The organism is Fluviispira sanaruensis, assembly GCF_004295685.1.
GTDB lineage: Bacteria > Bdellovibrionota_B > Oligoflexia > Silvanigrellales > Silvanigrellaceae > Silvanigrella > Silvanigrella sanaruensis.
Map to the genome: position 1 here is coordinate 3,478,790 of NZ_AP019368.1, position 26,241 is coordinate 3,505,030.

At 31.6% G+C, this 26,241-nt stretch carries 25 protein-coding genes and 1 tRNA gene; 13 read left to right on the forward strand and 13 right to left on the reverse strand.

Going from position 1 to position 26,241, the window contains the following annotated elements:
- Positions 1 to 41 precede the first annotated feature (41 nt).
- Positions 42 to 743, reverse strand: coding sequence for a YceI family protein (locus tag EZS29_RS14820; RefSeq protein WP_130612557.1), 702 nt, complete (start codon positions 741 to 743; stop codon positions 42 to 44).
- A 497-nt stretch (positions 744 to 1,240) separates the two neighbouring features.
- Here EZS29_RS14820 and EZS29_RS14825 point away from each other — a divergent pair, with 497 nt between their 5' ends.
- Together EZS29_RS14825 and EZS29_RS14830 are read left to right on the forward strand one after the other, a co-directional pair.
- Positions 1,241 to 2,359, forward strand: coding sequence for a tetrahydrodipicolinate N-succinyltransferase N-terminal domain-containing protein (locus EZS29_RS14825; protein ID WP_216678693.1), 1,119 nt, complete (start codon positions 1,241 to 1,243; stop codon positions 2,357 to 2,359).
- A 26-nt stretch (positions 2,360 to 2,385) separates the two neighbouring features.
- Positions 2,386 to 3,495, forward strand: a complete 1,110-nt coding sequence (locus tag EZS29_RS14830; protein WP_130612559.1) for a hypothetical protein — start codon at positions 2,386 to 2,388, stop codon at positions 3,493 to 3,495.
- 37 nt (positions 3,496 to 3,532) lie between these two features.
- Here EZS29_RS14830 and EZS29_RS14835 read toward each other — a convergent pair whose 3' ends face one another.
- Both EZS29_RS14835 and EZS29_RS14840 read right to left on the reverse strand, forming a co-directional pair.
- The gene (locus EZS29_RS14835) at positions 3,533 to 5,047 is read right to left on the reverse strand and encodes a sulfatase-like hydrolase/transferase (protein ID WP_130612561.1); all 1,515 of its coding nucleotides are present in this window, start codon (positions 5,045 to 5,047) and stop codon (positions 3,533 to 3,535) included.
- Between the two features lie 644 nt (positions 5,048 to 5,691).
- Positions 5,692 to 6,702, reverse strand: a complete 1,011-nt coding sequence (locus tag EZS29_RS14840) for a histone deacetylase family protein (RefSeq protein WP_130612564.1) — start codon at positions 6,700 to 6,702, stop codon at positions 5,692 to 5,694.
- A gap of 173 nt (positions 6,703 to 6,875) precedes the next feature.
- Between EZS29_RS14840 and EZS29_RS14845 the strand changes: the two genes are divergently transcribed.
- The 6 genes from EZS29_RS14845 (at position 6,876) to EZS29_RS14870 (ending at position 13,815) form a co-directional block, all read left to right on the forward strand.
- Positions 6,876 to 7,604: a glycerophosphoryl diester phosphodiesterase gene (locus EZS29_RS14845; RefSeq protein ID WP_130612568.1), complete on the forward strand. Its 729-nt coding sequence runs from the start codon at positions 6,876 to 6,878 to the stop codon at positions 7,602 to 7,604.
- Between the two features lies 1 nt (position 7,605).
- Positions 7,606 to 8,898 (forward strand): sn-glycerol-3-phosphate ABC transporter substrate-binding protein UgpB, encoded by a 1,293-nt coding sequence (gene ugpB, locus EZS29_RS14850; RefSeq protein WP_130612571.1) that lies wholly within the window; start codon positions 7,606 to 7,608, stop codon positions 8,896 to 8,898.
- 3 nt (positions 8,899 to 8,901) lie between these two features.
- Entirely contained in the window at positions 8,902 to 9,783 is an 882-nt protein-coding gene (gene ugpA, locus EZS29_RS14855; protein ID WP_130612574.1) for a sn-glycerol-3-phosphate ABC transporter permease UgpA, read from the forward strand.
- The gene (gene ugpE / locus EZS29_RS14860) at positions 9,784 to 10,629 is read left to right on the forward strand and encodes a sn-glycerol-3-phosphate ABC transporter permease UgpE (protein ID WP_130612577.1); all 846 of its coding nucleotides are present in this window, start codon (positions 9,784 to 9,786) and stop codon (positions 10,627 to 10,629) included.
- A 14-nt stretch (positions 10,630 to 10,643) separates the two neighbouring features.
- Positions 10,644 to 11,690 carry an ABC transporter ATP-binding protein gene (locus tag EZS29_RS14865; RefSeq protein WP_130612580.1) on the forward strand — a complete coding sequence of 349 codons (1,047 nt, stop codon included), beginning with the start codon at positions 10,644 to 10,646 and terminating at the stop codon, positions 11,688 to 11,690.
- A gap of 94 nt (positions 11,691 to 11,784) precedes the next feature.
- On the forward strand, positions 11,785 to 13,815 hold the full coding sequence (locus EZS29_RS14870) for an alkyl/aryl-sulfatase (protein WP_130612583.1): 2,031 nt from the start codon (positions 11,785 to 11,787) through the stop codon (positions 13,813 to 13,815).
- Between the two features lie 122 nt (positions 13,816 to 13,937).
- On the opposite strand, the gene EZS29_RS14875 is transcribed toward EZS29_RS14870, so the two are convergent.
- The gene (locus tag EZS29_RS14875) at positions 13,938 to 15,155 is read right to left on the reverse strand and encodes a glycosyltransferase (RefSeq protein WP_130612586.1); all 1,218 of its coding nucleotides are present in this window, start codon (positions 15,153 to 15,155) and stop codon (positions 13,938 to 13,940) included.
- Complete coding sequence (locus tag EZS29_RS14880) at positions 15,142 to 16,194, reverse strand: class I SAM-dependent methyltransferase (RefSeq protein ID WP_172603983.1); 1,053 nt, start codon at positions 16,192 to 16,194, stop codon at positions 15,142 to 15,144. The genes EZS29_RS14875 and EZS29_RS14880 overlap by 14 nt, the downstream gene beginning before the upstream one ends.
- 136 nt (positions 16,195 to 16,330) lie before the next feature.
- Between EZS29_RS14880 and EZS29_RS14885 the strand changes: the two genes are divergently transcribed.
- Together EZS29_RS14885 and EZS29_RS14890 are read left to right on the forward strand one after the other, a co-directional pair.
- Positions 16,331 to 16,406, forward strand: a tRNA-His gene (locus tag EZS29_RS14885).
- Between the two features lie 103 nt (positions 16,407 to 16,509).
- Positions 16,510 to 17,076, forward strand: a complete 567-nt coding sequence (locus tag EZS29_RS14890; RefSeq protein WP_130612591.1) for a GNAT family N-acetyltransferase — start codon at positions 16,510 to 16,512, stop codon at positions 17,074 to 17,076.
- 2 nt (positions 17,077 to 17,078) lie between these two features.
- On the opposite strand, the gene EZS29_RS14895 is transcribed toward EZS29_RS14890, so the two are convergent.
- A complete protein-coding gene (locus tag EZS29_RS14895; RefSeq protein WP_130612594.1) occupies positions 17,079 to 17,507 on the reverse strand; it encodes a universal stress protein in 429 nt (142 codons plus the stop codon).
- Positions 17,508 to 17,536: 29 nt separating this feature from the next.
- Entirely contained in the window at positions 17,537 to 17,959 is a 423-nt protein-coding gene (locus EZS29_RS14900) for a universal stress protein (RefSeq protein ID WP_172603984.1), read from the reverse strand.
- A gap of 297 nt (positions 17,960 to 18,256) precedes the next feature.
- Here EZS29_RS14900 and EZS29_RS14905 point away from each other — a divergent pair, with 297 nt between their 5' ends.
- Positions 18,257 to 18,484, forward strand: a complete 228-nt coding sequence (locus EZS29_RS14905; protein WP_130612600.1) for a hypothetical protein — start codon at positions 18,257 to 18,259, stop codon at positions 18,482 to 18,484.
- A 97-nt stretch (positions 18,485 to 18,581) separates the two neighbouring features.
- On the opposite strand, the gene EZS29_RS14910 is transcribed toward EZS29_RS14905, so the two are convergent.
- Genes EZS29_RS14910 through EZS29_RS14935 form a run of 6 tightly spaced genes read right to left on the reverse strand, consistent with a single transcriptional unit; the run spans position 18,582 to position 24,415 of the window.
- Positions 18,582 to 20,087, reverse strand: coding sequence for a thioredoxin-like domain-containing protein (locus EZS29_RS14910; RefSeq protein ID WP_130612603.1), 1,506 nt, complete (start codon positions 20,085 to 20,087; stop codon positions 18,582 to 18,584).
- Positions 20,088 to 20,128: 41 nt separating this feature from the next.
- Positions 20,129 to 20,560, reverse strand: a complete 432-nt coding sequence (locus tag EZS29_RS14915; RefSeq protein ID WP_130612606.1) for a hypothetical protein — start codon at positions 20,558 to 20,560, stop codon at positions 20,129 to 20,131.
- Between the two features lie 37 nt (positions 20,561 to 20,597).
- Complete coding sequence (locus tag EZS29_RS14920; protein WP_130612609.1) at positions 20,598 to 21,374, reverse strand: ABC transporter ATP-binding protein; 777 nt, start codon at positions 21,372 to 21,374, stop codon at positions 20,598 to 20,600.
- Positions 21,374 to 22,387 (reverse strand): FecCD family ABC transporter permease, encoded by a 1,014-nt coding sequence (locus EZS29_RS14925; protein WP_130612612.1) that lies wholly within the window; start codon positions 22,385 to 22,387, stop codon positions 21,374 to 21,376. The genes EZS29_RS14920 and EZS29_RS14925 overlap by 1 nt, the downstream gene beginning before the upstream one ends.
- Position 22,388: 1 nt before the next feature.
- Positions 22,389 to 23,204, reverse strand: a complete 816-nt coding sequence (locus tag EZS29_RS14930; protein WP_130612615.1) for an ABC transporter substrate-binding protein — start codon at positions 23,202 to 23,204, stop codon at positions 22,389 to 22,391.
- Entirely contained in the window at positions 23,201 to 24,415 is a 1,215-nt protein-coding gene (locus tag EZS29_RS14935) for an RNA polymerase factor sigma-32 (protein ID WP_130612618.1), read from the reverse strand. The genes EZS29_RS14930 and EZS29_RS14935 overlap by 4 nt, the downstream gene beginning before the upstream one ends.
- Before the next feature lie 29 nt (positions 24,416 to 24,444).
- Between EZS29_RS14935 and EZS29_RS14940 the strand changes: the two genes are divergently transcribed.
- Both EZS29_RS14940 and EZS29_RS14945 read left to right on the forward strand, forming a co-directional pair.
- The gene (locus EZS29_RS14940; RefSeq protein ID WP_130612622.1) at positions 24,445 to 25,428 is read left to right on the forward strand and encodes a diacylglycerol/lipid kinase family protein; all 984 of its coding nucleotides are present in this window, start codon (positions 24,445 to 24,447) and stop codon (positions 25,426 to 25,428) included.
- 28 nt (positions 25,429 to 25,456) lie between these two features.
- Complete coding sequence (locus tag EZS29_RS14945; protein ID WP_130612625.1) at positions 25,457 to 26,224, forward strand: GNAT family N-acetyltransferase; 768 nt, start codon at positions 25,457 to 25,459, stop codon at positions 26,222 to 26,224.
- The last annotated feature ends 17 nt before the right edge of the window (positions 26,225 to 26,241 follow it).

A 26,241-nucleotide genomic window follows, 5' to 3' on the forward strand; every position in this document is an offset into this window, starting at 1 on the left:
TGCCTTATTTTTAAATTATAATAAGGCAATAAAAATTATATTTATGTAGATTCACTTAATTTATGAATACCTTCTGAAGTTATACTAATCGTAATAATATCACCGATAGCTGGAGTCGCTTCGAAAATCATCTGAAAATTCATTCCAAAATCTTTTCTATTAATTTTTGCAGTAGCTTTAAAAGACTGTTTAATATCATCCTTTGTATTGAACTCACCTTTATAAATAATTTTAAATATTACTGGCTTTGTTACGCCCTTAATGGTCATATTGCCTATTAAGTCTAAAGTATTTTTACCCGTCTTTTTTGCTGACGTTGACTTAAACGTTAATAATGGAAACTTATTGACATCAAAAAAATCTGCACTTTTTAAATGCTCGTTCCTTGGATTAAAACCTGTGTCAATAGAAGATGCTTTTGCATTTGCAATTAATTCAGTTTTAGAAAAATCTTTTGGATTAAATTTAAATTTCCCTTCAAAATATTTAAATTCACCAATAACTGAACTCACAACAAGATGATCAACTTCAAAATAGATTTTGGAGTAAAGAGGATTTATCTCGTATTCATAATTAGCTGGAGATGATTCAATTGATTTATTCTTCTTTGTTTTAGGAGATGATTCAATAGAAATAACATTATTTTTTTCAATGGATGATTCAATTGATTTAGCATAACAGGACATTGGAAGCGCTAAAATAATAGACTTAAGTATATATTTTTTTAATTTATTTAATAACATAAAAATCCTCTAAATACCGCATTATTAATAATAACAAGAGGCAGAAAATTTCATAATCAACATAAAAAGTCAAGATATATTATTACTAAAAACTTAATCATTTGATATTAGACATTTATAAAATAAATCTCATCAAAACTATACTCTTTAATAACTCAACTCCAATGTGTTAACTTAAATTATGCTAATAAAATATTAATAATATTAAATATTTAATATACTCAAGTGACATTATAACTTTTTCTTAAATCGAGATGAATATTCGCTTCATTGAAAATAGATTCAGAGCTTTATCTCAAATAAATACTCTCAATTAAGTAAGGAACACAATATTTTCTGTTTGGTAGACAAAGCTTCTTGAATACAAATCTAAAAAAGCACATAGATGAACATCAATAAGAAAAAATCTTGATTGCCACAGCCAATTATGTTTTTATACAAATGAAAATTTATTCATAACGAGCTTTGTCTTAAGCTTATGTAGGAAAGATAATTACATGCTTGTAAAAGATATGACAGAATTTAAGAAAATCATTGAGAATATAGAAAAAAATAAGGATTACATACGCCCCCAAGCATTTGCTATAGGCATCGCAACACTTGCTCAAAATGGCACTTTGCTTGATTGTTACTTTCCTTCACCAAATTTTCAAACAAACTTTGCAACTGCTGCGATCCTTGCAAATGTACTCGGTTATAAAAATGGCACGCATTCTTATCAACTGACAAATGAACAAATTACTGAAATATTAAGTTATTTCACACCATTTGCCAATGATGGCAAAGAACATGCCAACATCGAACTTTTAAAAAACTTGCAGAAAATCATGCAAAATCCAATTAAAAATCGGAAAGCTATTGTTGTTTCATTTATTACGTCTTCAGAAAATGATACCGGCCCAAAAAGTGTCCCAGACGCTTATCTGCGTTTGCACTTACTTAGCCACAGATTTGTAAAACCCCATTGTATAAATTTAACAGGAATCTTTAATATTTTGCCTAACGTTGTTTGGACATCAGAAGGCGCTATTGCTGCACAAGATTTAAATCTCAGAAAAATGGAAGCAATATGCGAGGGCCGCAATTTAGTCGTTCACTCCATAGATAAATTCCCTCGAATGACCGATTATGTTACCCCCACCGGAGTACGCATTGCAGATGCCTCTCGAGTTCGTCTAGGAGCTTATTTAGGAGATGGGACAACAGTTATGCATGAAGGTTTTGTCAATTTCAATGCCGGCTGCGAAGGTCCAAACATGATAGAGGGGCGCATCTCGGCAGGTGTCTTTGTTAAAAAAGGCAGTGATCTAGGTGGAGGATGCTCCACAATGGGCACATTATCAGGTGGTGGCAATATAATCATATCTATCGGTGAAAACTGTTTGCTTGGAGCTAACTCTGGTTTAGGTATTCCGCTTGGAGATCGCTGCACAATAGAAGCTGGACTTTATATTACTGCAGGTACAAAAGTTTTATTTAATAATACAATATTAAAGGCAAAAGATTTTGCTGGAAAAAATGATATTCTTTTCAGAAGAAATTCTCAATCAGGTTGTATAGAAGCTATTTCTAAAGCTAACTCAGTAGAATTAAATACTGAGTTACATAATAACTAAATTTTTATATTTTTTAGGATCAAATCATGACGATTCCTAATATACATAATTTTATAGTAACTAATTTGCTTTGCGCTGGAGTTGGTCGTCCTTATCTTGTAGACGAAGGCGTGGAAGCTAATAGAACTTGTAAACTTTATACATTAGAAGCTAAAATAAATTCTGTTAAGATAAGTAAAGCAGATACTCTAATTGATAACCATGAATTTTATTATACAAACCAAAGACTGATGAATTTTCATGAAATTATTGATTCATTATCAATACAAGGTAATTATATAAAACTTATAAGACAAGCGTTAAATTTTGAAGTAAATTTTCGGGATTATTTTCATCCAAGTTATTTCCAAAAGAATTTAAATACTAGGTATCTTGATAAGCTTAATCTTCAATCATTAGATCCTAAATTAATTAAAGCTATTTTAAGATCTAATGTAAGGCGAATAGAGGAAATCGCTAATAATGCAAGAAATGTCGCTTTTAATGCAAACAATCAATTAAATAATTATCAATATCAACATAATTTAGGAGATGCATGTCTTAATGATTTTGCAGATTCTATTAAATCATTAAACGATCCTTTTAGTTTAAGAATAGATGAAATATTTAAACCGCAAATTATAACTATTATAGACCATTGGAGGCACCTAACTTCTCTAAATGCCCCTGGATTGGGCGCTGGATTAAGGACACCAGGAGGTTGGTTCGCTCCTAAATATGGATTTACTGATGCTTGTAACGGATATATTCCAGATCCTAGAGCGTTGGCGAGATATCCAAAGGTAATTCATCAAAATATGACAGATGATGATCTTACTATTCCTTCAGCAGAAGCGATAAGAGAAAAAATTAGTCCTATACATAATAGCAGTTGGGTAAATAATTTTATTTATAATAATAATAATGTATTGACGGAATATCAATCTCGACTTGTTTTAGCTATGGCGGCTACTATGTGTTTTGCAAATGGAGCCAATAGAATACGTTATCAGCAAGAATATAATATGTTCATTAGTCAAATTAATTCAATTATATTCTTTTGTGGAAATATATTTGCAGCATTACATATTTGTTTATCTCAAGCACAAAATCCGCCATGCGTAATATTACAAAATCCTCCATTAATATTAAATTAGTAAATAGAGATTTAAGCATCTACAGAATTTTACAAAACTATCTTTTTTTACAGCAAATTCCTTTTATTTTTAAATATTCATTTAAGCGAAATAAAGCTTTTGCTGTCAAATAATATTCTGCATCTTCTTTTGGAATAAATACATTTTTATTTTCTAGAAGATCCTCTCGTTTCCATTGCACCACTTTATATTTATTCAAATGCAATGGTGGAACAAATACTTTACCAAAACCTTCCGTATAAACAGGCCATCGTCTCTGTTCAGAAAATAAAGAATCTGAGATAGTTTCAATCTGATTGATATTTAAAAAATCAAGAAGTGTTGGATAAATATCCGCCTGGCTTTTGCTTATATCTGTATTGAATGTATGCAAATTTAATTTTTTTAATACATTTTCAACTAATCCACCATGCATAACGAGGTTTGCCCTTGTTAACATATTCGCCAATTTATCAGGATTTTTGCTCTTATCCGAAAGAGGATATTCTAAATCAGGTATAAAATTCCCATGATCATTAACCATGATTAATAAAGATTGATCCCAAATTGTTGTATTAGATTTTTTATTCAATTTTCTATTTTTTAAATTATTGATAAATATTTCCAAGCTCAAATCTGTATAATATGTAGTTTTTTGCATATTAACTTCAGCCTTACTCAAAAGAGATTGATCCGGGTAAGTAAGATCATGCAACAAAGTAAATTCAGGGTGATTTGTCAAAGTCATAACAATATGCAACTGAACTTTGGGTTCAATAGTAACTAATGCATTGACTTTGTCAAACAAACTTTTATCAGATGCTCCCCACCAAGTCGACTCAGAATCTTTCGCAAAATCACCCAAACCGGTCATGAATTTAATCCCATGAGTCGTCCAAAATTTTTGAGTATCATCAAAACGCAAATCCCCAGCATACCAATAATAACTCTGGCTGTTAGTGAATTTTTCGTTCAATAATTCAGGAATGCAAACAGGATAATACTTAAATGTCCCTCTGAAAGCATCAGATGTTTCACCTGTCCAAGATCCACAAAGTGAGCCTTGTTGTCCAGCACGAGTCACGCCACCCACGGTCCATGCATTTGAAAAAGATAAACCAGAAAGCGCTAGTTTATCATAATATGGTGTAAAAGAATACTCATGCTTTGGATACAGCCATTGCCCATTTTGAGGTTTAAAACTCTCTAGAAGAATAACCCAAATGTAAAGAGGCTCTTTACCGCTTAAACTATTCTGAACTTGATTTTTTAATTCAGCACCAATTTTATTGTGTGTTAAGATAGGTTCATCTTGGATAATATTATAAATATCATCATCAGATATTTGAACTTGTGTAGAATCTTTTTTATACCGCCATCTATATAATATTCTATAATCACTATCTAAATTTCGAATATATTTATCATTTTCAGACAACTGTTCAAAAAGAAGATAGATAAAATTCTCGGTAACTGACTTAGTGGCAATATTTGCTGAAAATCTCTTAAAAAAACTTGACTCACTTATTAAATTCTTAGAAACCAATAAAAAGATAGACAGAAGACTAATCACTATTAATTTCAATATTGAAAATTTCATAAAACGAGCTTGTCTAATCTTAATTAATAGAAAAATAAAAGCTAAATTCAAAAGTACCACAAACAAATATCTAAAATTAAAAATCATATTAAAACTAGAGCTCAAAAAATTCAAATCAAGCAAAAATTTTAAGTGCAACTTACTCATTCCTGACTTGTAAAAATCAGTATAAATTATATACATAGAAAGAAACGATGCAATTAATAAATTAACTACAAAAAAAGTTTTTATTTTAAATTTTTTTCTATTTAAAATAAAAATTATTGGTAAAAATAATAATATCAGAATAATTGATATTAAAAAATCATTTGCAAGCATGATATACAGAGAAATAAATCTATTTAAGTTTCCTTTTACCAATTCAAAACCCAAATCATTCATTGTAAAAAAATGTATAATTGTTAAGTTAAAGAAAAAAATTAGAAACTGGACTGATATCAATTCTAAAGTATTTTTTTTAATATTAGAAATTGCTTTCAATTATCCTCCAAATAAATTTTACTTTTTATTAATTTAAAAAGATTAAAAATACAATTACTAAACACAGATTAACTAACTATTACAATATATTTCTAAAAGTCAAGGATATTTAGATCCTCAATAATCTCTATATAATCTTAAGATTGGAACCCATTGAGAAAGCTTTCAACATTTTTACCCAACTCAGCAACTAAATAACCGCCTTCTTGTAAAATAATTGTCGGCTTATTGAGTAGTTTTAACTCTTTTCCGAGAATATAAAAATCATCTATAGACATATTAAAATGTCCAATAGGGTCTCCTGCTTCAATGTCAAAACCTGCAGATAAAATAATATAATCTGGATCCATTATTTTAAACGCTTTTTTAATTCCCTTTTGCAAAGCAATAAAGTATTCTTTGGGAGAACATAGAGGCATCAGAGGTATATTTAAATTGTAGTTTACTCCATCATCTATACCTATTTCATCTTCAAATCCTGTAAAGTATGGATATTCAATTTTTGGATGCGCATGAATACTCAAATAAAAAATATCGGAAGAATCATAAAAAATACTTTGCGTACCATTTCCATGGTGAAAGTCAAAATCAATTATCATTACGTTACCAGATCTAACCAAATATTTAGCTGCAATCGCTGTATTATTAAGGTAACAATATCCCCCAAACATATTTTTAGACGCATGGTGCCCTGGAGGACGACAAAGAGCATAAGTGGCTTCACCTGTTTTTTTTGTGTGCATCGCTGCAGAATATGCTGCGCTAGCAGATGCCACAGCCGCACTCCAAGTATGATTCATCAATGAAGTTCCAGCATCAAAACAGTAATATCCTGCCCTTTTTGGAATAAAAGGTTCATGTCGAGAAATTCTATTATCGCATGGAAAGACATAGGGGCAAATAATTTCATCGTTTTTAAGGTTTTGCGCCGATTCCAAAAACTTAAGGTAGTCTTCATCATGTACACTTAATAAAGCGTCATAGGGAAGAATATCTGGCACAACTATCTCGTAATTACCTGCTATTTTAAAAGCTTTTAAAATCGAATCAATTCTACTGACTTTGTCATTATAAGAATGAGCTTTTCCATTATAAACTTCTTTTTTAATTACATGTTTTTTTTGCAGTGAACTATAGAAAATTTTCATGCATTAAAGACTCTCTTTTAAATGTTAATATTTAAATTCAATAAAAATTCTAATTATATAAGACTACCAAATTTAAAAAGATCTTTAAAAAAAGTTAAACTTGTAAATTTTAAAAATCTTTCTAGTATAGTATCAAATTATTTGGCCTGTCAAAGAGCCCCAAAGGAGCAACCATGCTAAGCAAACTAAAAATACCAAGAATTATTGGCCATCGTGGCGCAAAAGGATACGCACCAGAAAACACTCTCAGTTCATTTCGGAAAGCTAAAGAACTTGGTGCATCATGGGTGGAGTTTGATGTCAAAGAAACCGAAGATGGTGTTCTCGTAATTATGCATGATGATGATTTAGACAGAACCACTAATGGAAAAGGCCCAATGGCAAAAACTCCTTGGAAAGAGGTCAAAGAACTTGATGCAGGAGCTTGGTTTAATGAAACATTTAAAGGAGAAAAGATTCCAACCTTCGAAGAAACTCTTCTTCTTTTAAAAGAATTAAATTTAGGTGCAAATATCGAAATTAAACCTTGCATTAATCGCGATGAGCGCACTGCAGTTGCAGTTGCAAATACAATTTTAAATAAATGGCCAAAAGAACTACCTCCCCCACTTGTTTCAAGTTTTAGCATGGAAGCATTAAAGTTTGCAAAAAGAACTCATTCAGAATTGATTATTGGGGCATTATTTGAGACACTTCCAGCGGATTGGGAAAAAATAGCTAAAGAGGTTCAAGCACAAACTATAAATATTGATCAAGATATAATTACGCTTGAATTAATATCTAAAATTAACAATAAAGGGTATCCTGTTCTTGCATATACAGTAAATGATAAGAAAAGAGCAAATGATTTATTTAATTTAGGCGTTCACTCTATTTTTACAGATTATCCATGGAAGGATTAATATGAAAATCAAAGCAATATCTTCACTTATACTCATAACATATATTTCTCCCGCGTTTTCCGCAACAGATATTCAATTTTGGCACGGTCTTAGTGGTCAGGCCGCTGAAGTAATAGGAGATCTTACAAAAGAATTCAATAAATCACAAAATGAATATAAGGTAACCGCAATTCGCAAAGGCAATTATCAAGAAACAATGATCGCTGGTATTGCTGCATATAGATCAAAGAAACAACCAGATATCATCCAAATTTATGAAGTTGGTACTGCAACAATGATAAATGCTAAAGGGGCTACTATACCAATTTCAAAACTTATGACAGATAATAAAATAGAATTTGACACAAAAGATATAATTCTTCCTGTTCGTTCTTATTATAGCAGTGGTGACCAACTCCTATCATTTCCATTTAACAGTTCAGCTCCGATTATGTATTACAATAAAAATTTATTTAAAAAAGCTGGTCTTGATGTTAATAATCCTCCAAAAACTTGGGATGAACTTTTTCTTTACGCAGAAAAAATTAAGAAATCAAATCCTAAAAAATGCGGATTTACAACTACCTGGCCAGCATGGATTCAACTCGAAAATTTTAGTGCATGGCATAATGTTTCTTACGCTTCTCAAAGCAATGGTATGGAAGGAAACTCTCCAACATTAAAATTTAACTCTCAGACTCATATTAAACATTGGGAAAATATTCAAAAAGCATATAAAGAAGGATATTTTACATATTTTGGCAGAACAACGGAAGCAGAATTATCTTTCACCACAGAAAAATGTGGCATTATTCTCGATTCAACTGGTTCTTATGGTAAAGTAAAAGAAGCAAATATTGATTTCGCAGTGTCTCAATTGCCATATTACGATAAAGTAACTGGCGCACCTCAAAATACAATTATTGGCGGAGCCAGTCTTTGGGTTTTCAATGGCATTAGTAAAGAAAAACAAGCTGGTGCAGCTAAATTTATCTTATTTTTAAGCAGACCTGAAATCATGTCTAAATGGCACCAACTGAGTGGATATTTACCTGTCACCCAGACCTCTTTCGATCACTCTAAAAAGCAGGGATTTTATGAAAAAAACCCTGGATTTACTGTAGCAATTTCTGAATTGACCAACAAAGCGCCTTCCGAAAATTCAAAAGGTCTGAGAATAATTGGGCTACCAAATATTAGAAATATTGTTGAAGCAAATTTTGAATCTATGTTGTCTGAAAAAATGACTGCTCAAAAAGCATTAGATGACGCTGTCGAAAAGGGCAATGACATAATTAAAAAAGCGGGCAGGTAATAAGTGGAAAAGCGTGCGATATTTAACTCAAGGTTATTCCCTTATTTCTTTTTGGCTCCACAATTATTAATTTCATTTGCGTTTTTCTTTTGGCCTGCTTTACTTGCAATATGGCAATCTTTTCAAAAGGAAGACGCTTTTGGTTTAAGTTCTGAATTTGTTTGGTTTGAAAATTATATAGAAATATTTAAAGATTCAAATTATATTTCAGCAATTTTTGTTACAATTATTTTCAGTATTAGTGTAACATTAATTTGTCTTTTCTTTGCTTTATTTCTTGCTGCTTTAGCCAATAGAATTAAGGCTGGAAAAATATTCTATCAAACTCTTATTATCTGCCCTTATGCAGTCGCACCTGCAATAGCTGGTGTTCTTTGGTTTTTTCTCTTTAGTCCTTCCATTGGTTATTTATCTAATATTTTACATAATCTTGGTTTCCAATGGAATCCAAGTTTAAATGGAAATCATGCGCTTATTCTAATCATTTTGTCTGCGAGTTGGAAACAAATTAGCTATAATTTTTTATTTTATTTAGCAAGTTTACAATCAATTCCTAAATCTTTATTAGAAGCAGCTTCCATTGATGGCGCAAGCCCAGTGCGTCGCTTTATCGATATAGTCATTCCATTGATATCGCCAACAACATTTTTCTTATTCATCATGAACATGATTTATACTTTCTTTGATACATTTGGAATTATTTATACAACTACACATGGTGGACCAGGTTATTCGACTACAAACCTCGTTTATAAAGTTTATGTCGATGGAATAGTAAATTTAAATTTAGGAAGTTCTGCTGCTCAGTCTGTTATTTTAATGATATTTGTTTCATTTATAACAATATTACATTTTAGATTTGTTGAGAAAAAGGTGCACTATTAAATGGAAACAAAAAGAAATTTTTCAACAGCCTTGTCTCACATTATTTTAATTATCGGCATCATCGTCATTATTTTTCCAATTTATTATGCATTGGTTACTTCTTCTCAAACTTTACAAACCATTCTTTCAGGCAAAACGACACTCATGCCAGGTGGCAATTTTATAGAAAATTACAAGGAAATATTTTCTACAGACAAAAATATTATCCAAGGGATTTCAATTTGGAGATTACTTTTTAATAGCTTAATTGTTACTTTATGCATCACGCTTGGAAAAACAACTATATCTATTATGTCTGCCTATGCAATAGTTTATTTTAAATTTCCTTTGCAAAAAATATCCTTTGCACTTATTTTTTTAACTCTCATGCTTCCAATTGAAGTCCGAATAGTTCCAACTTTTCAAATGGCAGCCAATCTTAATTTTTTGGATACTTTTCAAGGATTATCAGTTCCACTCATAGCTTCAGCAACTGCTACATTTCTATTTAGACAATTTTTTATGAGCATTCCCGATGAACTCTGCGAAGCAGCTCGTATAGATGGAGCAGGACCTTTAAGGTTTTTCTTTGACACAATTCTTCCACTTTCGAAAACAAGTATTGCGGCTCTCTTTGTTATTTTATTTATTTATGGATGGAATCAATATTTATGGCCTTTACTTATAACTACTAAACAAAGCATGGGAACAATTATAATTGCCCTCACACAAATGATAGCCAACGATGGAACGACGCCATGGCATCTTGTCATGGGTGTTTCTCTCGTTGCTATGCTTCCTCCTGTCCTCGTTGTTGTTCTGATGCAAAAATGGTTTGTAAAAGGACTGATAGATTCCGAAAAATAATTAAAGGTAAAAATATGGCTAAAGTTCTACTTAAAAATTTAAAGAAATCGTATCAAAATACTCAAGTTATAAAAAATATAAATTTTGAAATCAATGACGGTGAATTTATCGTGGTGCTTGGTCCGAGTGGATGCGGAAAATCCACAATGTTACGTATGGTTGCAGGATTAGAAAATGTATCTGATGGCGAAATACACATCGGAGATTCAAATGTAACAAAATTGGAACCCAAAGATAGAAGCATTGCAATGGTGTTCCAAAATTATGCTTTATATCCTCATATGACTGTATATAAAAACATCGCATATGGTCTAAAATTACATAAAGTACCTAAATTGGAAATTGAAAAAAAAGTAAATAAAGCAGCTGAATTGCTTCAACTAAAAGAATTGCTCCATAGAAAACCAAATCAATTGAGTGGCGGACAAAGACAAAGAGTTGCTATGGGCAGAGCAATCGTTCGTGAGCCTAATGTCTTTTTATTCGATGAACCTCTGAGTAACTTAGATGCTAAACTCAGAACTCAAATGCGCTTTGAAATAAAAAATATCCATAGAAATGTGCAAACAACAAGCATATATGTAACTCATGATCAAATTGAGGCAATGACTTTAGCCGACAGAATCATGTTATTAAATAAGGGTGAAATTGAGCAGGTTGGAACACCCAGTGAACTTTATGAAAAACCCGCTTCGATATTTGTAGGCGGATTTATTGGAAATCCACCAATGAATTTTATTTCAGGACAAATTGCATCACAGTATGTAAGTTCAGATAAGTTAAATGAAACAACTGTTGTTGGAATAAGACCTGAAAAAATTCAAGTTTGTGATCAAAATTCTACAACTAAACAAAATGAATACTCGATTCCATTTGAAATAAAAATGTGTGAATCAATTGGTTATGAAACTTTAATTTATGGGATTATTGAAAAATCTGAAACGGAATTAATTGTGAAAGTTACAAAAAATACTTTTCATGATAGACAAAAAATATTTTTAAATATTTCAATATTTGATATACATTTATTTAATAAATTTACAGGAAAAAGAATAGAATAATTTAACTAAAATAATAGCAAAAATATAATTTTAAATAATTATATTAGTTAAAATATTTATTTTAACAATTTATCAAATTACACGGAGAATCAAAATGCCAATTAAAAAAAAATTAATTAATCAATTGATTTTTTTTTTGATATCACTTTTCACTATTATTGTATGTGATCTGTTTAAATGTTCTTTTGCTCTGGGTTCAGAAATAATCAATCAAAACGACAAGTCATCAAAAGAACCCTCAAAACACACAATAGCTCTATATGAAAAATATAGGAAAGAATTACCCTTTGCTGATAAAAGGGACTATGAAGAAGCAAAAAGAGGATTTATTGCTGCACCCAAATTCAAACAAGTGAGATCTGATAAAGGTCATCTCATATGGGATATGGAAAGTTATAGTTTCCTATTGAATCATAAACAATATCCGAGCATTCATCCTTCCTTACAACGCCAAGCTGAACTCAATATGGCATATGGTTTATATGAGGTGATACCTAAGAAAATTTATCAAGTACGTGGTTTTGATATTTCAAATATTACCTTTATTAAAAGCAAAACAGGATGGATTGTATTTGATCCTTTAATTTCAAGTGAAATGTCTAAGCTAGCATTGAATCTTGTAAATCAAAATTTAGGAACCTTTCCCATTAAAGCAGTAATCTATTCACACTCCCATGGTGATCATTTTGGTGGTATTCATGGAATAGTAAGCGAAGAAGATGTTAACTCTGGAAAAATTCAAATTATTGCTCCAAAAGGATTTATGGAAGAAGCTATTTCTGAAAACGTATATGCAGGAAATGCGATGAATAGGAGATTATATTATCAATATGGCATTTTATTACCACGAAATCCCTATGGCCATGTAGATCAAGCAATAGGAAAAAATCTATCCACTGGCACAATGGGTTTAATCCCACCAACTGTTTCTATAAAAAAAGATTATGAAACCATGGAAATAGATGGAGTGAAAATGATTTTTCAAAACACTCCCGGGACCGAAGCCCCTTCAGAAATGAATACTTATTTTCCTGACATGAAAGCTTTCTGGGCTGCAGAAAATATCACCAGTACCATTCATAATATTTATACATTGAGAGGAGCTTTAGTTAGAGATGCACTTAAATGGTCTAAACATATTAATGATTCATTATATCACTTTGGCAAAAATTCAGAAGTAATGTTTTCTTCACATTCTTGGCCTCGATGGGGAAATGAAAGAATTCAAGAAGTCATGCGTGCCCAACGAGATACCTATGCGAATTTAAATAATTCAGTGTTACACCTTGCTAATAAGGGTGTTACTATAAATGAAATTCACAATATTTATAAATTACCGACTATTTTACAAAAGCAATGGGCAGCTCATAGTTATCATGGTTCAGAAGGACACAACAGTAGAGCAGTTATTAATCGTTACCTTGGCTATTGGGACTCCAACCCTGCAACATTAATTCCTTTATCACCTAATGAATCCGCACCATTATATGTAGAAATGATGGGTGGTTCTGAAAAAATTATTGCAAAAGCTATAAAATTAAATGATGAAGGCAAATACATGCATTCCATCGAAATTTTAAATAAATTGGTTTTTGCAGAACCAAATCATCAGAGAGCAAAAGAACTTTTAGCTGACGTATTTGAGCAAATCGGTTATCAAAAAGAAAGTACGAGCTTAAGAAATAGTTTCTTAGCTGGAGCCTATGAACTTCGCCATGGCATTCCCAAAGGTAACACACCTAAATCATTTGGCCCAAAAATGGTGTCAGCTATGTCTACTGAGCTTTGGCTTGATTATATTGGAATTCGACTTGGTTTGAATCTCCCAGAAAATATTCACTTCTCTATTAATCTCTTTACGCCAGATAATGGTGAAAAATTTGCAATCGAATTCAGCAACGCAACACTAACAAATATAAAAGGATTTCATGCGGAAAAACCAGATTTAGCAGTAACAATTAATCGTTCAGACTTAGAAAATGTAATGCTTTATAAAACAAATTTAAAAAGCCTTGAAAAAGAGCGCAAAGTTAAAATAAAAGGTAACAGAAAAGTATTTGAACAACTAATAAGTATGATAACAGAATTTAATTCATCCTATGAAATATTGCCAGGTACCAGTTAAATAGATGCTTAGTCTTATTAAGAATTTCGGTCTCCTTAATTAAACTTTTTTAAAAGAATGTGTTGGATTTTTCAATTAATAAAACGATATTTGGCACATTTTTAATAGATTAAGAATAAATTCTAATTTCGATTAACAAAATCAAATAAATTATCATAATTTTTTAGCGAAAACTTCTCAACGCCAATCCGCTTTGCTTTTTTTCTTTTTTCAAAATAATCTTCTTTATCTAAATAAATTTTGGAAGAAGATTCCAATCGATGCCGAAGAAGTTTGGTATCGCCTACTGGAAATATCAACTCTTTAAAATCCGAGAAAACCTCGGGCAGAGCACCCGCGTTAGAACTAATTACTGGTGTTCCACACTGTAAAAATTCAACCCCAACACGACAAATCACTTCGCTGTCTAAACTTGGAATTATCCCAAAGTGGACCATACTTATAATTTTGTCAATATTTGGAATTTTTTCACTGACTATAAATAATTCTTTATTGAGCTTATCAGACTTTAAATAGTATTTATTCTTAATACATTTTCCATCTCCAAATCTTTCAAAATATTTATCATAAAGCATTTCAGCTGACAAATTTGCATTGTAACCCAAAAATACAAGTTGAGATTTAATCTTATTTCCTTCTTTATTATTTAAATCTGCTTGTAAAAATGCATCAATTAAATAATCATGGCCTTTTACCTTATCAAATCTGCCAATTACTAAATATAATAGATTATCACTTTTGATTGATGGAAAACTGGAATCAATCAAAATTTCTTCACTTTTTCTCTCATTAGATACAATATTTTTAGAAAAATCTTTGGAATAGTATTGAATCATCGTTTTATCTTGTGGAATATCAAACATAATTCTATTTTTAACACAGTCAGCTGCAAAAATAATTTTATTCGTTATTTTATTATATAATAACTTTGAAAATAAATTAGATCGAATACCTTGAGCTTGTCCTCTCACTCGAATCAATATTTTATTTTTCCATAAAAATGGAAATAATATTTTTGAGAGTGCACAAAGACTATGTTCTCTTCCTTCAAAAACCCAAATATATTTTAAAGATTTTTTATTTTTAATCAGTTGATTGTGTAGAAATATAAAACTTTTTAAAAAATTAAAAATACTTTGATTGTGAATCGGAACATTTGCAAATGGTATTTTATATTCTTGACATTTTTGATCCATTGCAGTGCTACCAACTTCGCTACAGTAAAGAATATAACCTTGCTGACTCAAATAGAGAGCCAACTGTAAGCTGTAATCAGTAACGGCCGAGAACCATGGATTTGAGTTTAAAAAAAGATGTTGGATTTTATTATTTAGACTCAATTTTAATTCCCTTGCGATATATCATTATTGGATTTGTTAATAATTCTTGTTTTTTATCTGCCTCAAGAATCTTATACCAAACTTCTATTGGATTTTCAAAACCAACTTGGTAACCCATGTTTTCTATTTTACCTTCACAATATATCATTTCTAATCCTAATTGAAGGGCACACTCATGAAAATAATTTAAGGATATCCCTTGATCTGAGGGATGCATAAGCGCATCAGCCACAGACACAGAGCCAATTCCTAAATACCTAAATCGTTCCGTTGTAGCAGGTAAAAATCCTAAGTAATTTAAAAATTGCCACACTCGCAACTGTAAATAGTTTAGTAAAATTTTTATTTTGAATCTCTTCTCAAAAAAAGAACTCCACATTGCTTTGTAACGTGCTTGAATTCTCCGTTCAAGTTTTCTCCCATGGTAGCTATAAACCATCAATCTTAAAGCTCCGCCTGGGTTTAAACGCTCTTCAATTGCTTTTAAAAGTAAGTAAGGATTGGGTTGATGATGCAAAACACCAAAACATTGGATAAAATCGAAGCTCCCCAAAGCTTTCTCTTTTAAAATCATTTCTGCGTTGCCTAATAAAAAATTAACTTTTTTGAGGCTTTCCTGATGAGTAAACAGGTTTTTAAATCGCTGATAAGATATCTTTTTTTTTGCATTTTTCAAGGCTTTTCGGCTTAGATCAACAGCTAGTATTTCATTTTTTTTATGGAGTTTTCTAAATAATAGGGGTTCGTCCGTGCCACAACCTACGAGAAGAATTCGATTTGAACTTGGGAAAACAGCTTCTATTTCTCCTTTAAACATATAGATTTCTTGCTTGTTAACTGTCTTATTGTTTTTTTTGTAGCTCAGGCTCATTTGCCAGAGTCTCTGTGCAAATGAAATTCTTCCCAAACTGATTAATCGCGCAAATCCTCCATGGGAGGTAAGGTGAGCTTCAATCTTTGGCGAAAGAAAAAAAGGGCGATTTGGGTAAGGAAAAAGATCATAAAACTGACGCATTTTTTCAATCTTTAACTGCTCCATAAGCGCTTCCTTTCTATAAACTATTAAAAAACACATAAAATTCATATATTATAGCATATCATAACAATGTTCCAAAAGACTTTAGTTCGCACTTGACACTTAATTTCTGGTAAAGTATTGCTGTTGGACTGATCTGGTGGCTGTAGTCAAGCGGTTAAGACAATGGATTGTGATTCCATCATTCGGGGGTTCGAATCCCCTCAGTCACCCCATCTCTTCATAGAACTTCATGAATCAGTTTTTCCTCTTTAAAAAATTTTACCATTTATAAAAAATCATGTAATATTACATCCTTAATAAGACAAAGGATAAATCATGAAATTGAGCAAAAAACCTTATTTTTCAACAAAAAGACTCCAGCTCCGCTATATTACAGAGCAAGATGTTGATGATATATTTTATTTTGCAAAAAACAGTAATATTACCCGTTATACAACTTTTGATACCCATAGAAATATCCAAGACAGCTATAATTTCATTAGAAGAAGCCGTGCTCTCAACATCAAAGATCCCCTAAACCCATTAGCCATTGTCATACAAGAGAGTGGGAAGGAGAAAATGATTGGAACTGTCGGATTATTTCATGGATCTATGTGCAAAGAAAACACTCTAGAACTTGGCTATGCCCTCGGCGAAGACTGGTGGGGAAAAGGTTACGTGGTAGAAGCCGCTCAAATCTTAATCAACCATGCTTTTAAGCAAACTAGCACCCATAGAATTCAAGCAGTTTGCGTGAGAGAAAATATTGGTAGTTTTCGGGTAATGGAAAAGTTAGGAATGCAAAGAGAAGGGATATTAAGAAAATACGCTTACAAAAACGATTATCATTACGACTTATATATGTACTCATTGCTCAAGGAGGAATGGGAAGTTTTTAAATAAAATTAATTATTCACTATAAGAACATCGCAATGGATTTTATTTGCAATATAATTCGCGGTTGAACCTAGCATACCAATAAAGGAATGATGATGGCCAGCAACAATAACGAGATCAAATGCATTTTCTTTAGCAAAAGCCACTATTCCAGGCTTCGGATTGCCAAAAAAAACATGCTTTTGATTGGTTTCTAATTTATATTGCGCAGCGACTTCTTGCATTTTTTCTTCAGCTTTTTCCATTATTTTTTTTTCAAGATCAATATCCATAGGATAATAATAACCATGAATTGGCACAGATGCTACAGGAAGCACAACGTGACATAAATGAGTTTCTGCTTGAAATGAATGAGCGATTTTGAATGATTTTCCTAAATATTTTAAACTATCTTCAGAAAAATCAGTGCACAATAGAATTTTTTTATACATTGACATGAATAAAACCCCTAATAACAATAAAAAATTTACTTTTTAACGATTAACACATCACAATCAGCCTTATTTGAAAGAACTGCCGCAACAGAACCTAACATACCTAAGCGAGAATGATCATGTCCACCAACAATGATTGCATCGATATTTAATTTTTTAGAAAGATTGAGTATTTCTTCTTTTGCATTGCCCCTTAAGAAATGAGTGTTCTTCTCACTGATAGATAAATGATGAGCTAATTCTGCAAATTTTTTCTTAAGTGGATCGAGGACATTTTCGTTGAAATCAAAGGATTGATAATAAAAATAAGATGCAGGAGCTACAACACTTTCATCACCCAATACATAGCATAAATGCACATCTGCTTTTGTTATTTCACGTAACAAAAGAGTTTTTTGTGAAACAGCTTCCGTTACTTCTGAGAAATCGATAGCCATTAATATATTTTTATACATAACTGACCCCATTTTAAATGAAATATCGAATTTTATGCCCATTCATAAAATTATAAATCCACCCTTAAAAATTCATGTTCCAACTTATATATATATTTCACAAGTTAAATAAAGGCAATATTTCTCTTGAAAATAGAAAATATTGCTAACCAGTTATAACTCATTTAAATCCCACAACTGCGCTCCTTTTGCGTAGATTACAATAATTCTGCTTAATTTCTTTTATATTATGCCAAATACATATAAGCTCCATATATAAGGGCTCTGCTTTAAGTTTTATCCTGTGCGAGGATCAATATGCTTGTAAAATATTCATTTTATTTTTTATTTTTTATCTTTTCAAATTCAATTTCTGCCGAAGAAAACCAAACACAGCCTATTATTGAGACAATTACTATAGAATATTCAGAAACTAATTCGAACTTAACAGTTTTTATGTCTAATTGCTTTGCAGATGGCAAAAATATAGATCAGTGCGAATATGAATACTATTTATATGTTAATCATCGTTTAAGAGTTATGTGAGCATATGCTAGATTAAAATTTCTGTATCAGAAAAAAATAAACAATGAAGTTAATATTGTTATTCATTACAGATTTTTTTTAAATGAAATATTAAAATTTAAACTATATCCTGCGTCAACATATATTTTGGCACATCTGAAATATGTCCGAATGGGCCTGAATATATGTTCTCAATAGGAATCACATCTAAAGAGTCGATATTGTCTTTTTGCGTGATTTTTGTTTCATCAATTACAATAATTCTATGACAATTTGTATCAGAAATAATTAAATGTCCGTCAAACCATGAAATACCTGATGGTTCATTTAATTTTTCAGAGAGATGAACTGTTCCTAAATAATCTTTATCAACAGAATAAATTCTTAGAGCATTATTATAGCTATCAACGATATAAAGATTGTTACTTACTGAACTCCAGGCACAACTCAACGGATGTTGGAGTCGAGCTTCTGCTCCAAGACCATCGCAAAAACCAAAATCGAAAAGCCCTTCTCCTACGAGACTCACTATCATTGTTTTACCAGATTCATTCCAATTTTTAACCACAAGACGAATTGAGCTTGTTTCACTGTCGGTAAATGCGAGCACAGTGTCGGATATTGCTGTTATTCCAGATGGCTGAGCAAGTGCAGCAAAAGAAGCGGGGCCATCCACAATGTCCTCACGCCCAGATCCTGCAATATGTAAAATAGATTCATCTTTTGCAACAAATAGGACAATTTGATGGCTTCCTGTACAAGTTATTGCAAGATCATTTCCCCATAAACAGACATCGGTTGGGGAATTAAGAGGCGCTAACTTGGCCACATACTCTGAACGACTTTCGAAAACCCCCTTATCGCCCTTACCAGCAATGACACGATATTTTCGCTGAGGCTTTCCTTCTAAATCGAAGGCAATAAGTCGGTGATGCTCAGAGTCGCAAACGATAAGTTCACTTTTCCAAACGCAACAACCTTGTGGGGATAATAAAATTCCTTCACCAAACGAGGAGATAAATTTTCCTTCAGAGTTTAATTGCACTATTCTATTATTATAAGTGTCTGATACAAAATAATGAACTGTATTATTTATTTTCGTAGCCACTGCTTTTGTTGGATAACGAAAATTTAATTTATCTTCTATATTTTCCCATTCACATAATTTTATCTCTGGCAAATTTTTATTATGCAACAAATTAATTATATGTTCTTTAAGAATATCATATTTATTTTCACCAGAAGCCGAAAAGGCTATCATTCCATCGCTATCAATTAATATAAAAGTTGGCCAAGCGCGTACAGCAAATTTTTTCCAGAGCTGCATTTCTTCATCTACAATAACTGGATGTTGAATATTTAAACGGTGACAAGCATCTTTAATATTTTCATAATCTTTTTCATGCGAAAATTTAGCACAATGCACTCCTAGTACAACTAAACCTTTTGGACAGAACTCCTCTTCAATTTTCTTTAAATCATGTAATATATGTACGCAGTTTATACAGCAATATGTCCAAAAATCGAGTAATATTGGATGTCCTTTAAAGTTTGCTAAACTTAAATTATGTTTTGTGTTAATCCATTTAAATTGCGGAGGGAAGTCGGGGGCATGAACCGGCATTGTGACACCTATAATAAAAAAAACTTGTTACAGTTTATATTTTACTTCATTTTGAATCGATCAAAAAGTCCCTTAATCATTTTATAATCCATTTTAAGCCCAGAAATACCCTTACGTTTAATTATGACAATAAGTTTTGGCAAAAAAATGACAAACGCAATCAAACCAAAAAGTAGAACAAAAGTAAATATAACCAAAAATATGGGAATTAATAAAATAATTGATAAGATAGAAGGTCTATTTTTAGTCAGGACTGAACCCTTAGAAAAGGTCCAAGAAAATGAGCGAAATTGATTATTTTGATTCATATTCGTAAAATTTTGCGAAGAATAATCAATATCTGGATTAATAGACAAATTTTCTATTTCATTAACGGAATTATTTGAATCAGGTATGCTTTTACTAGAGCCTTCTTCTGAAACAAATTCAGCATCAATAATATCATTATATTTATTCGACTCATCCTTCTTCATATAAACCTCTTGAATAATGTGATAGATTATTTGAATTTTAAAAACTCAAACTTTCTTTAGATTTAAAATAGAATTCATCTTGATTATTCAAATCATAAAGTTTTTTAAGAATATTTAAATTCCAAAAAATATCTGCTTCAGAATTCCAAGTAAGAACTCCATTATTTAAGGCACAAATTCTATTTGCAATCATTTTTGCAAAATGTAAATCATGAGTAGCTAAAAAGATTATCGCTTTATTTTTTACTACGTATTCTCTACATTTTTCAACAAGATTTATTTTATGCTTTAAATCTAAATCCCCATCAGGTTCATCTAGAATTAATATTTTTGATTTCCTTTGCCATATTCTAGCTAATTGAACCCTTTTCCACTCTCCACCGCTTAAAAGAATAATTTCTTTTTTTGCTTGTGAAGCTATATCAAAATCTCTTAATAAACTCGAAAAGTCAATTGAAAATTCATTGTTTGATTTCTGTAAAAATTTAATATTATTTTCTCGCTCAAGCAGCAAAAACTCTTCTACATTAAAATTTTCTGCTCTGGTAAATGACTGTGGCAACCAAGAGATCATACGAGATCTATACAAGTTATTAATATTACTTATTTTTTCTTGATTGATTGATACTTGTCCGTATGATGGCTCCACAACTCCAGCACATATTTTAAGCAAAGTACTTTTCCCAGCTCCGTTGTTACCTAAAAAACAGATAATTTCACCTTCATTAAACTCAAAATTAATATCCTTTAGTAAAGTTTTTCTATTATAGTCTAAATAAAAAAGTGTTTTTACCTTGAAGTTTAAACCCATCATTAAACTTTTTTCCTTATTAAAATAAAGGCCAATACGGGTGCTCCTAGAATTGCTGTAAAAATACCCAACGGCAATTGAGCAGGTGAAAATAACGAGCGAGAAAGTGTATCTGCATTAATTAAGACTATAGCTCCTAAAATCATACTTAAAATACATTCAAACCTTGCAGAAAACCTATGCAGTCTTCGAATCATATGCGGAATAATCAGACCAATAAATCCTATTGACCCGGCTGTAGAAACAACTAGAGAAACTAAAAAACAAATCATTACTATTGAAGTTTTTCTTAATTTAACAGGATTTATTCCCATTGATTTAGAAAAATCATCTCCAAACAACATAAGATCAAAGTAATTCGTATTCCTTAAAAGAAAAAAAATAGGCATGATAGACATAGTATAAAAAATAAATAATTGAATTAAAGTAATTGGCTGTAACGTACCTATCATGGCATTGTGAATTTCAGATAGCTGTTCTGGCCTTGCAAGTGTTATAATCATCAGAGAAATCGATGAAAAAAAAGAGTTTATAATAATTCCTATCACAGGATAGATGTATTCATCATTCACACTCTTAATTTTTTTCCTAAAAAAGATTAAAATAAAAAAAGATAAAAAACAGCCTATAAAAGTAAAAATAGACTGGAATGGAATAAAATTTTGAAAAGATAAATCAGAAAAAAATTGAGTTGAACTTAGAATAATAAATAGAGCTAAAAAACAGGTACCACCTGATGAAATACCCAGGATAAAAGGATCGGCCAAAGGATTTCTGAGAACTCTTTGCAAAACACATCCACTTAATGCTAAAATCGCACCAACTAAAGCGGCCTGCATAAGACTATTAAATCTTAACTCAAGTATTTTATATTCATTACTAGAAAAAGCAAATGAGGAATTTAAAACTTCGCTAAAAGAAAGCTTTACTGATCCGTGATAAATACTTAAAAAAGCAGATAGAAAAAAAATGAATGTATATATGGAACACACTTTAAGAGAAAAATTTGATTTCAACTCACAAACTTTCTATAAATTTTATACCTTCTATTATTCTTGGTCCTGGTCTTACTAATACATCGTCTGGAACAATTATAACTTTGATTTTATCAATATCATTACCATAAATTTTTTTAATGAATCCAGTCTGCAAAGTTAAAGATTCTTTTTTATTTTTACCTTCAACAGATCCTACAAGAATAATATCAGGTCTGTTTTTTATTAAATACTCTTCAGATATAATTGGGTATTTTATAACACTTTTACCAACAATATTTTTTAAACCCGATTTTAAAAAAAGTCCGCCTAACCATGTTTCTTCACTCACTGAATATATTGGGTTAAACTGAAGCGCAAATAAAAAAGAATTACTTTTCTTTGGTTTATTTTCAAGTGAATCCATTGCTTCTTGAATTCTTTTCGCAATAATTTCGCCTTTTTTTTCCACACCTAATTTTTTTGCAACTTCCTTAATTATAACTGGTAAATCCTCAGCTCGTTCAGGATTCACTTCTATTATTTTAATCCCGTAAGATTTTAACTTATTTAATTTTGTTATTGGATTTCCTTTAGTAGCTAAAACAACTGTAGCACCTGATGTTAATATTTTTTCAAGGTTTGGATCGTTGTATTGTCCTACTTTAAAAATTGACTTTGCTTTTATTGGATAATCACATATGAGTGTATTTCCAACAAGCTGATCTCCGAGATCTAAAGCAAATACAATCTCAGTGAGATTGGGCGCTAAAGTAACAATTTTTTGCTTATTATTTGCATAAGAAACTTGAAAATAAAATATAATCAATATAACAAAATTAAAATATTTAGATCTCATTTTGTTATTCCAGCAGCGATAATTCTATCTTTTATTTTCTTAATAACTCTCGCTTCTAATTGACGCGCTCTTTCACGAGTTATTCCATATTTATCGCCAACATCTTGGAGAGTGATTGGTTCATCTGCCATAATTCTATGATGAAAAATAAAAGAATCTCTTTCATTTAAATCTTTTTCAACAAAAGCCATTTCTTTCCGAAGAATTTTAAGAAGTTGTTCTCTTTCATAAGACAGTCCTGGGTCATCAGTGTCTGACATGAGTAAATCGACTTGACGGGCGTCTCCTTCTTCTCCCACGGGTGTGTCTAAAGAAACATCATTTTTAGTTAATCTTTGTTGCATTTCAATTACATCATTTGGCTGAACTCCAATTCTTTCTGCCAATAAATTTGCATCGAATTTTTGCGTTAAAGCGTAAAGTCTTTCTGCCTCACCACGCAGTCTAAAAAATAATTTTCTTTGCGCATCGGTCGTTCCCATTCTGACAAGACTTTTATTATCCATTAAAAATTTTAAAATATAGGCACGAATCCACCATGCGCTGTAAGTTGACAACTTGACTCCACGATATGGATTAAAACGATTGACCGCTTGAACCAAACCCGCATTGCCTTCTTGAATAAGATCGAGAATTTGTGAATATGCCCGGCGATATTCCATAGCTATTTTTACGACTAATCTAAGATTAGCTGTAACAAGTTGATTGCGAGCATTCATTTCGTTGTGCTCATAAGCTCTGATAGCAACTTCCTTTTCTTCCTCACGGGTCATCAGAGAATAGCGGCGAAGCTCAGCCAGATACCTTTGCAAAGCATTGGTGGTAACAAGCCCAGGCTCTTTTCCTGTTATTTCAAAGCTATCATCTAAATCACCATCCTCTTCTTCATATTCAGAATCTTCGCTTTTCAGAGCGGGTAAAATGTCTGTATCATCTAAGATGACTTCAGATTCGGAGTCTTTATAATTGTCTACATCTATTATATCGTGATGTCTTGATGACTCATTTGAATCATCTTCTTCGTCCAATATTTCAGCATCTAGCAAATCTGCTTGTTTTGCCTTGGAGTGTTTAGTTGGTTTTAAATATGAGTCAGACGTTTTTGATTTTTCTTGTACCGAAACACGAACAAAAGACTTCTTTTTTGCATTTTTGGTCTTATCATTTTGTGTTTCATCTTCAGTAATCACAATCTCTTTCTTACGAGTCATAGGGTTTACTCCCTGAAAAGGAATCTACAATGCTCAGAGTCGGAATTATTTCCAACCCTTTTGCAAAAATCAATAAACTCAACCCTGAGTACAACACTCATCTTTGGTATATCTTAGCTAATAAAGGACAACTTGAAGTCACCCGCTCTCTTGAACAGCTTAATCAAGTGTGCCAAGAATTTAGCGAAAGAAATATCAACTTAGTTGGAATTGTTGGTGGCGATGGAAGTATTAGTCTTGTACTTTCAGCAATATACAAAGCATATGGGGCAGAAAGACTTCCTAAAATTCTCCTTTTAAAAGGAGGAACGATTAACTTTCTAGCTTCGAATTTAGGTATTAAAAACGAAGCAAGAACGTGTCTAGAAGACACAATACAGCTCATCAGCAAAAAACATACCATGAAAGAAGCTATTCTCAGTACAATCCATGTCAATGGGCGACTTGGATTTATCTTTGCAAATGGGGTTGCTGCCTCATTTTTAGAAGAATTTTATAAAGATAAAACCAATTCCTTTGGTGCCGCACTTAAAGTTGCAGGATATATAGCTGACGGAATTTTTCAAGGAAAATTAAACGGAGAATTCCATAAAATTGTTAAACAACAGAAGATGAAAATAGAGACTTATCCAACCCCCCTATATAATGATATTTCTACAAATTCACAGATAAATAACAAATATAGCATGATTTTAGCCTCAACTGTTCCAAAACTGCCATTGACAACTCGCTTCTTTAAAAAAGTTGTTATGGGCGATAATTCAGCAGAAATGATCGCTATCTCTGAAAAGGGTTCAAAGCTATTAAAAGGTGCTATTAAAGCCCTTTCCGGAGGGTGCATTTATAATTTGCCAAATGTAAATTCTATAAAATTTCAAAAAGCAAATATCACATGTGAAGAAAATACTTCATATTCTCTTGATGGAGATCTTATTTCAAACCCTGATGGCAAAATCAGCATTGAAATGGGGCCAAATTTTGTGTTTTGCTCTCCTTACGATATAGCTAAATAAATATTATTTAGCTGCTAAAGGAAAATTTATGAGTTCAAAAGAAAAACGAGAAAAAGATAAGGAAAGAGAAAAAGAAGATTTAAAAGAAGAAAAAAGATTCTTTGATGGAAAAAGAAGTTTTTCCATCAGAGAGCTCGAAATTCAAGACCTTGCTGAAGTTTATAACCTAGGTGAAACCTGCTTTCGTGCAGACCTTTGGCCTATGCTTTACAGAGGTTGGGATGAATATGAAGTCACGACAATGTTCAATACTGATGGCGATTATTGTCTTGTTGCAGAAAATGATGAATTCGAGAAAGGAATGGACCCCGATGACGAGCGCATAGTCGGTTTTGTTCTGGGCACAGTCATGTCTAAACCAGGAACGGCATGGAGTTATGGATATATCGTTTGGCTCTGCGCACATCCAAATTGGCAAAGAGAAGGGGTTGCAAGCAAATTAATCGACAAAGTTGTGGAAGCCTTCGTTGAAAATGAAGGGGTTCGTATCATTATGGCCGATACCGATCCCAGCAATGAAAGAGCAGTTAAATTTTTCAAGAAAAAAGGTTTTGATCAAGAAAGACAGCATGTTTTTCTCACATCAAATATTGAAAATAATCCACTTTATTCAAATCTTTTGCACAAATCACGCGCTCAGGCATTAGAGGAACAATATTTAAAGAAAATAAGAAGACTTGCTGTTGGTTCTTCTGGTCTTGCTGCAGTAAAAAATCAAAAAAGAAAAAATGTCAATAGCAAGAAAAATGCTCAAACTGCGAAACAAAAAAAATCAAAGAAAAAGAAAAAAAAGTAAAATAAGATTCTTTGTTA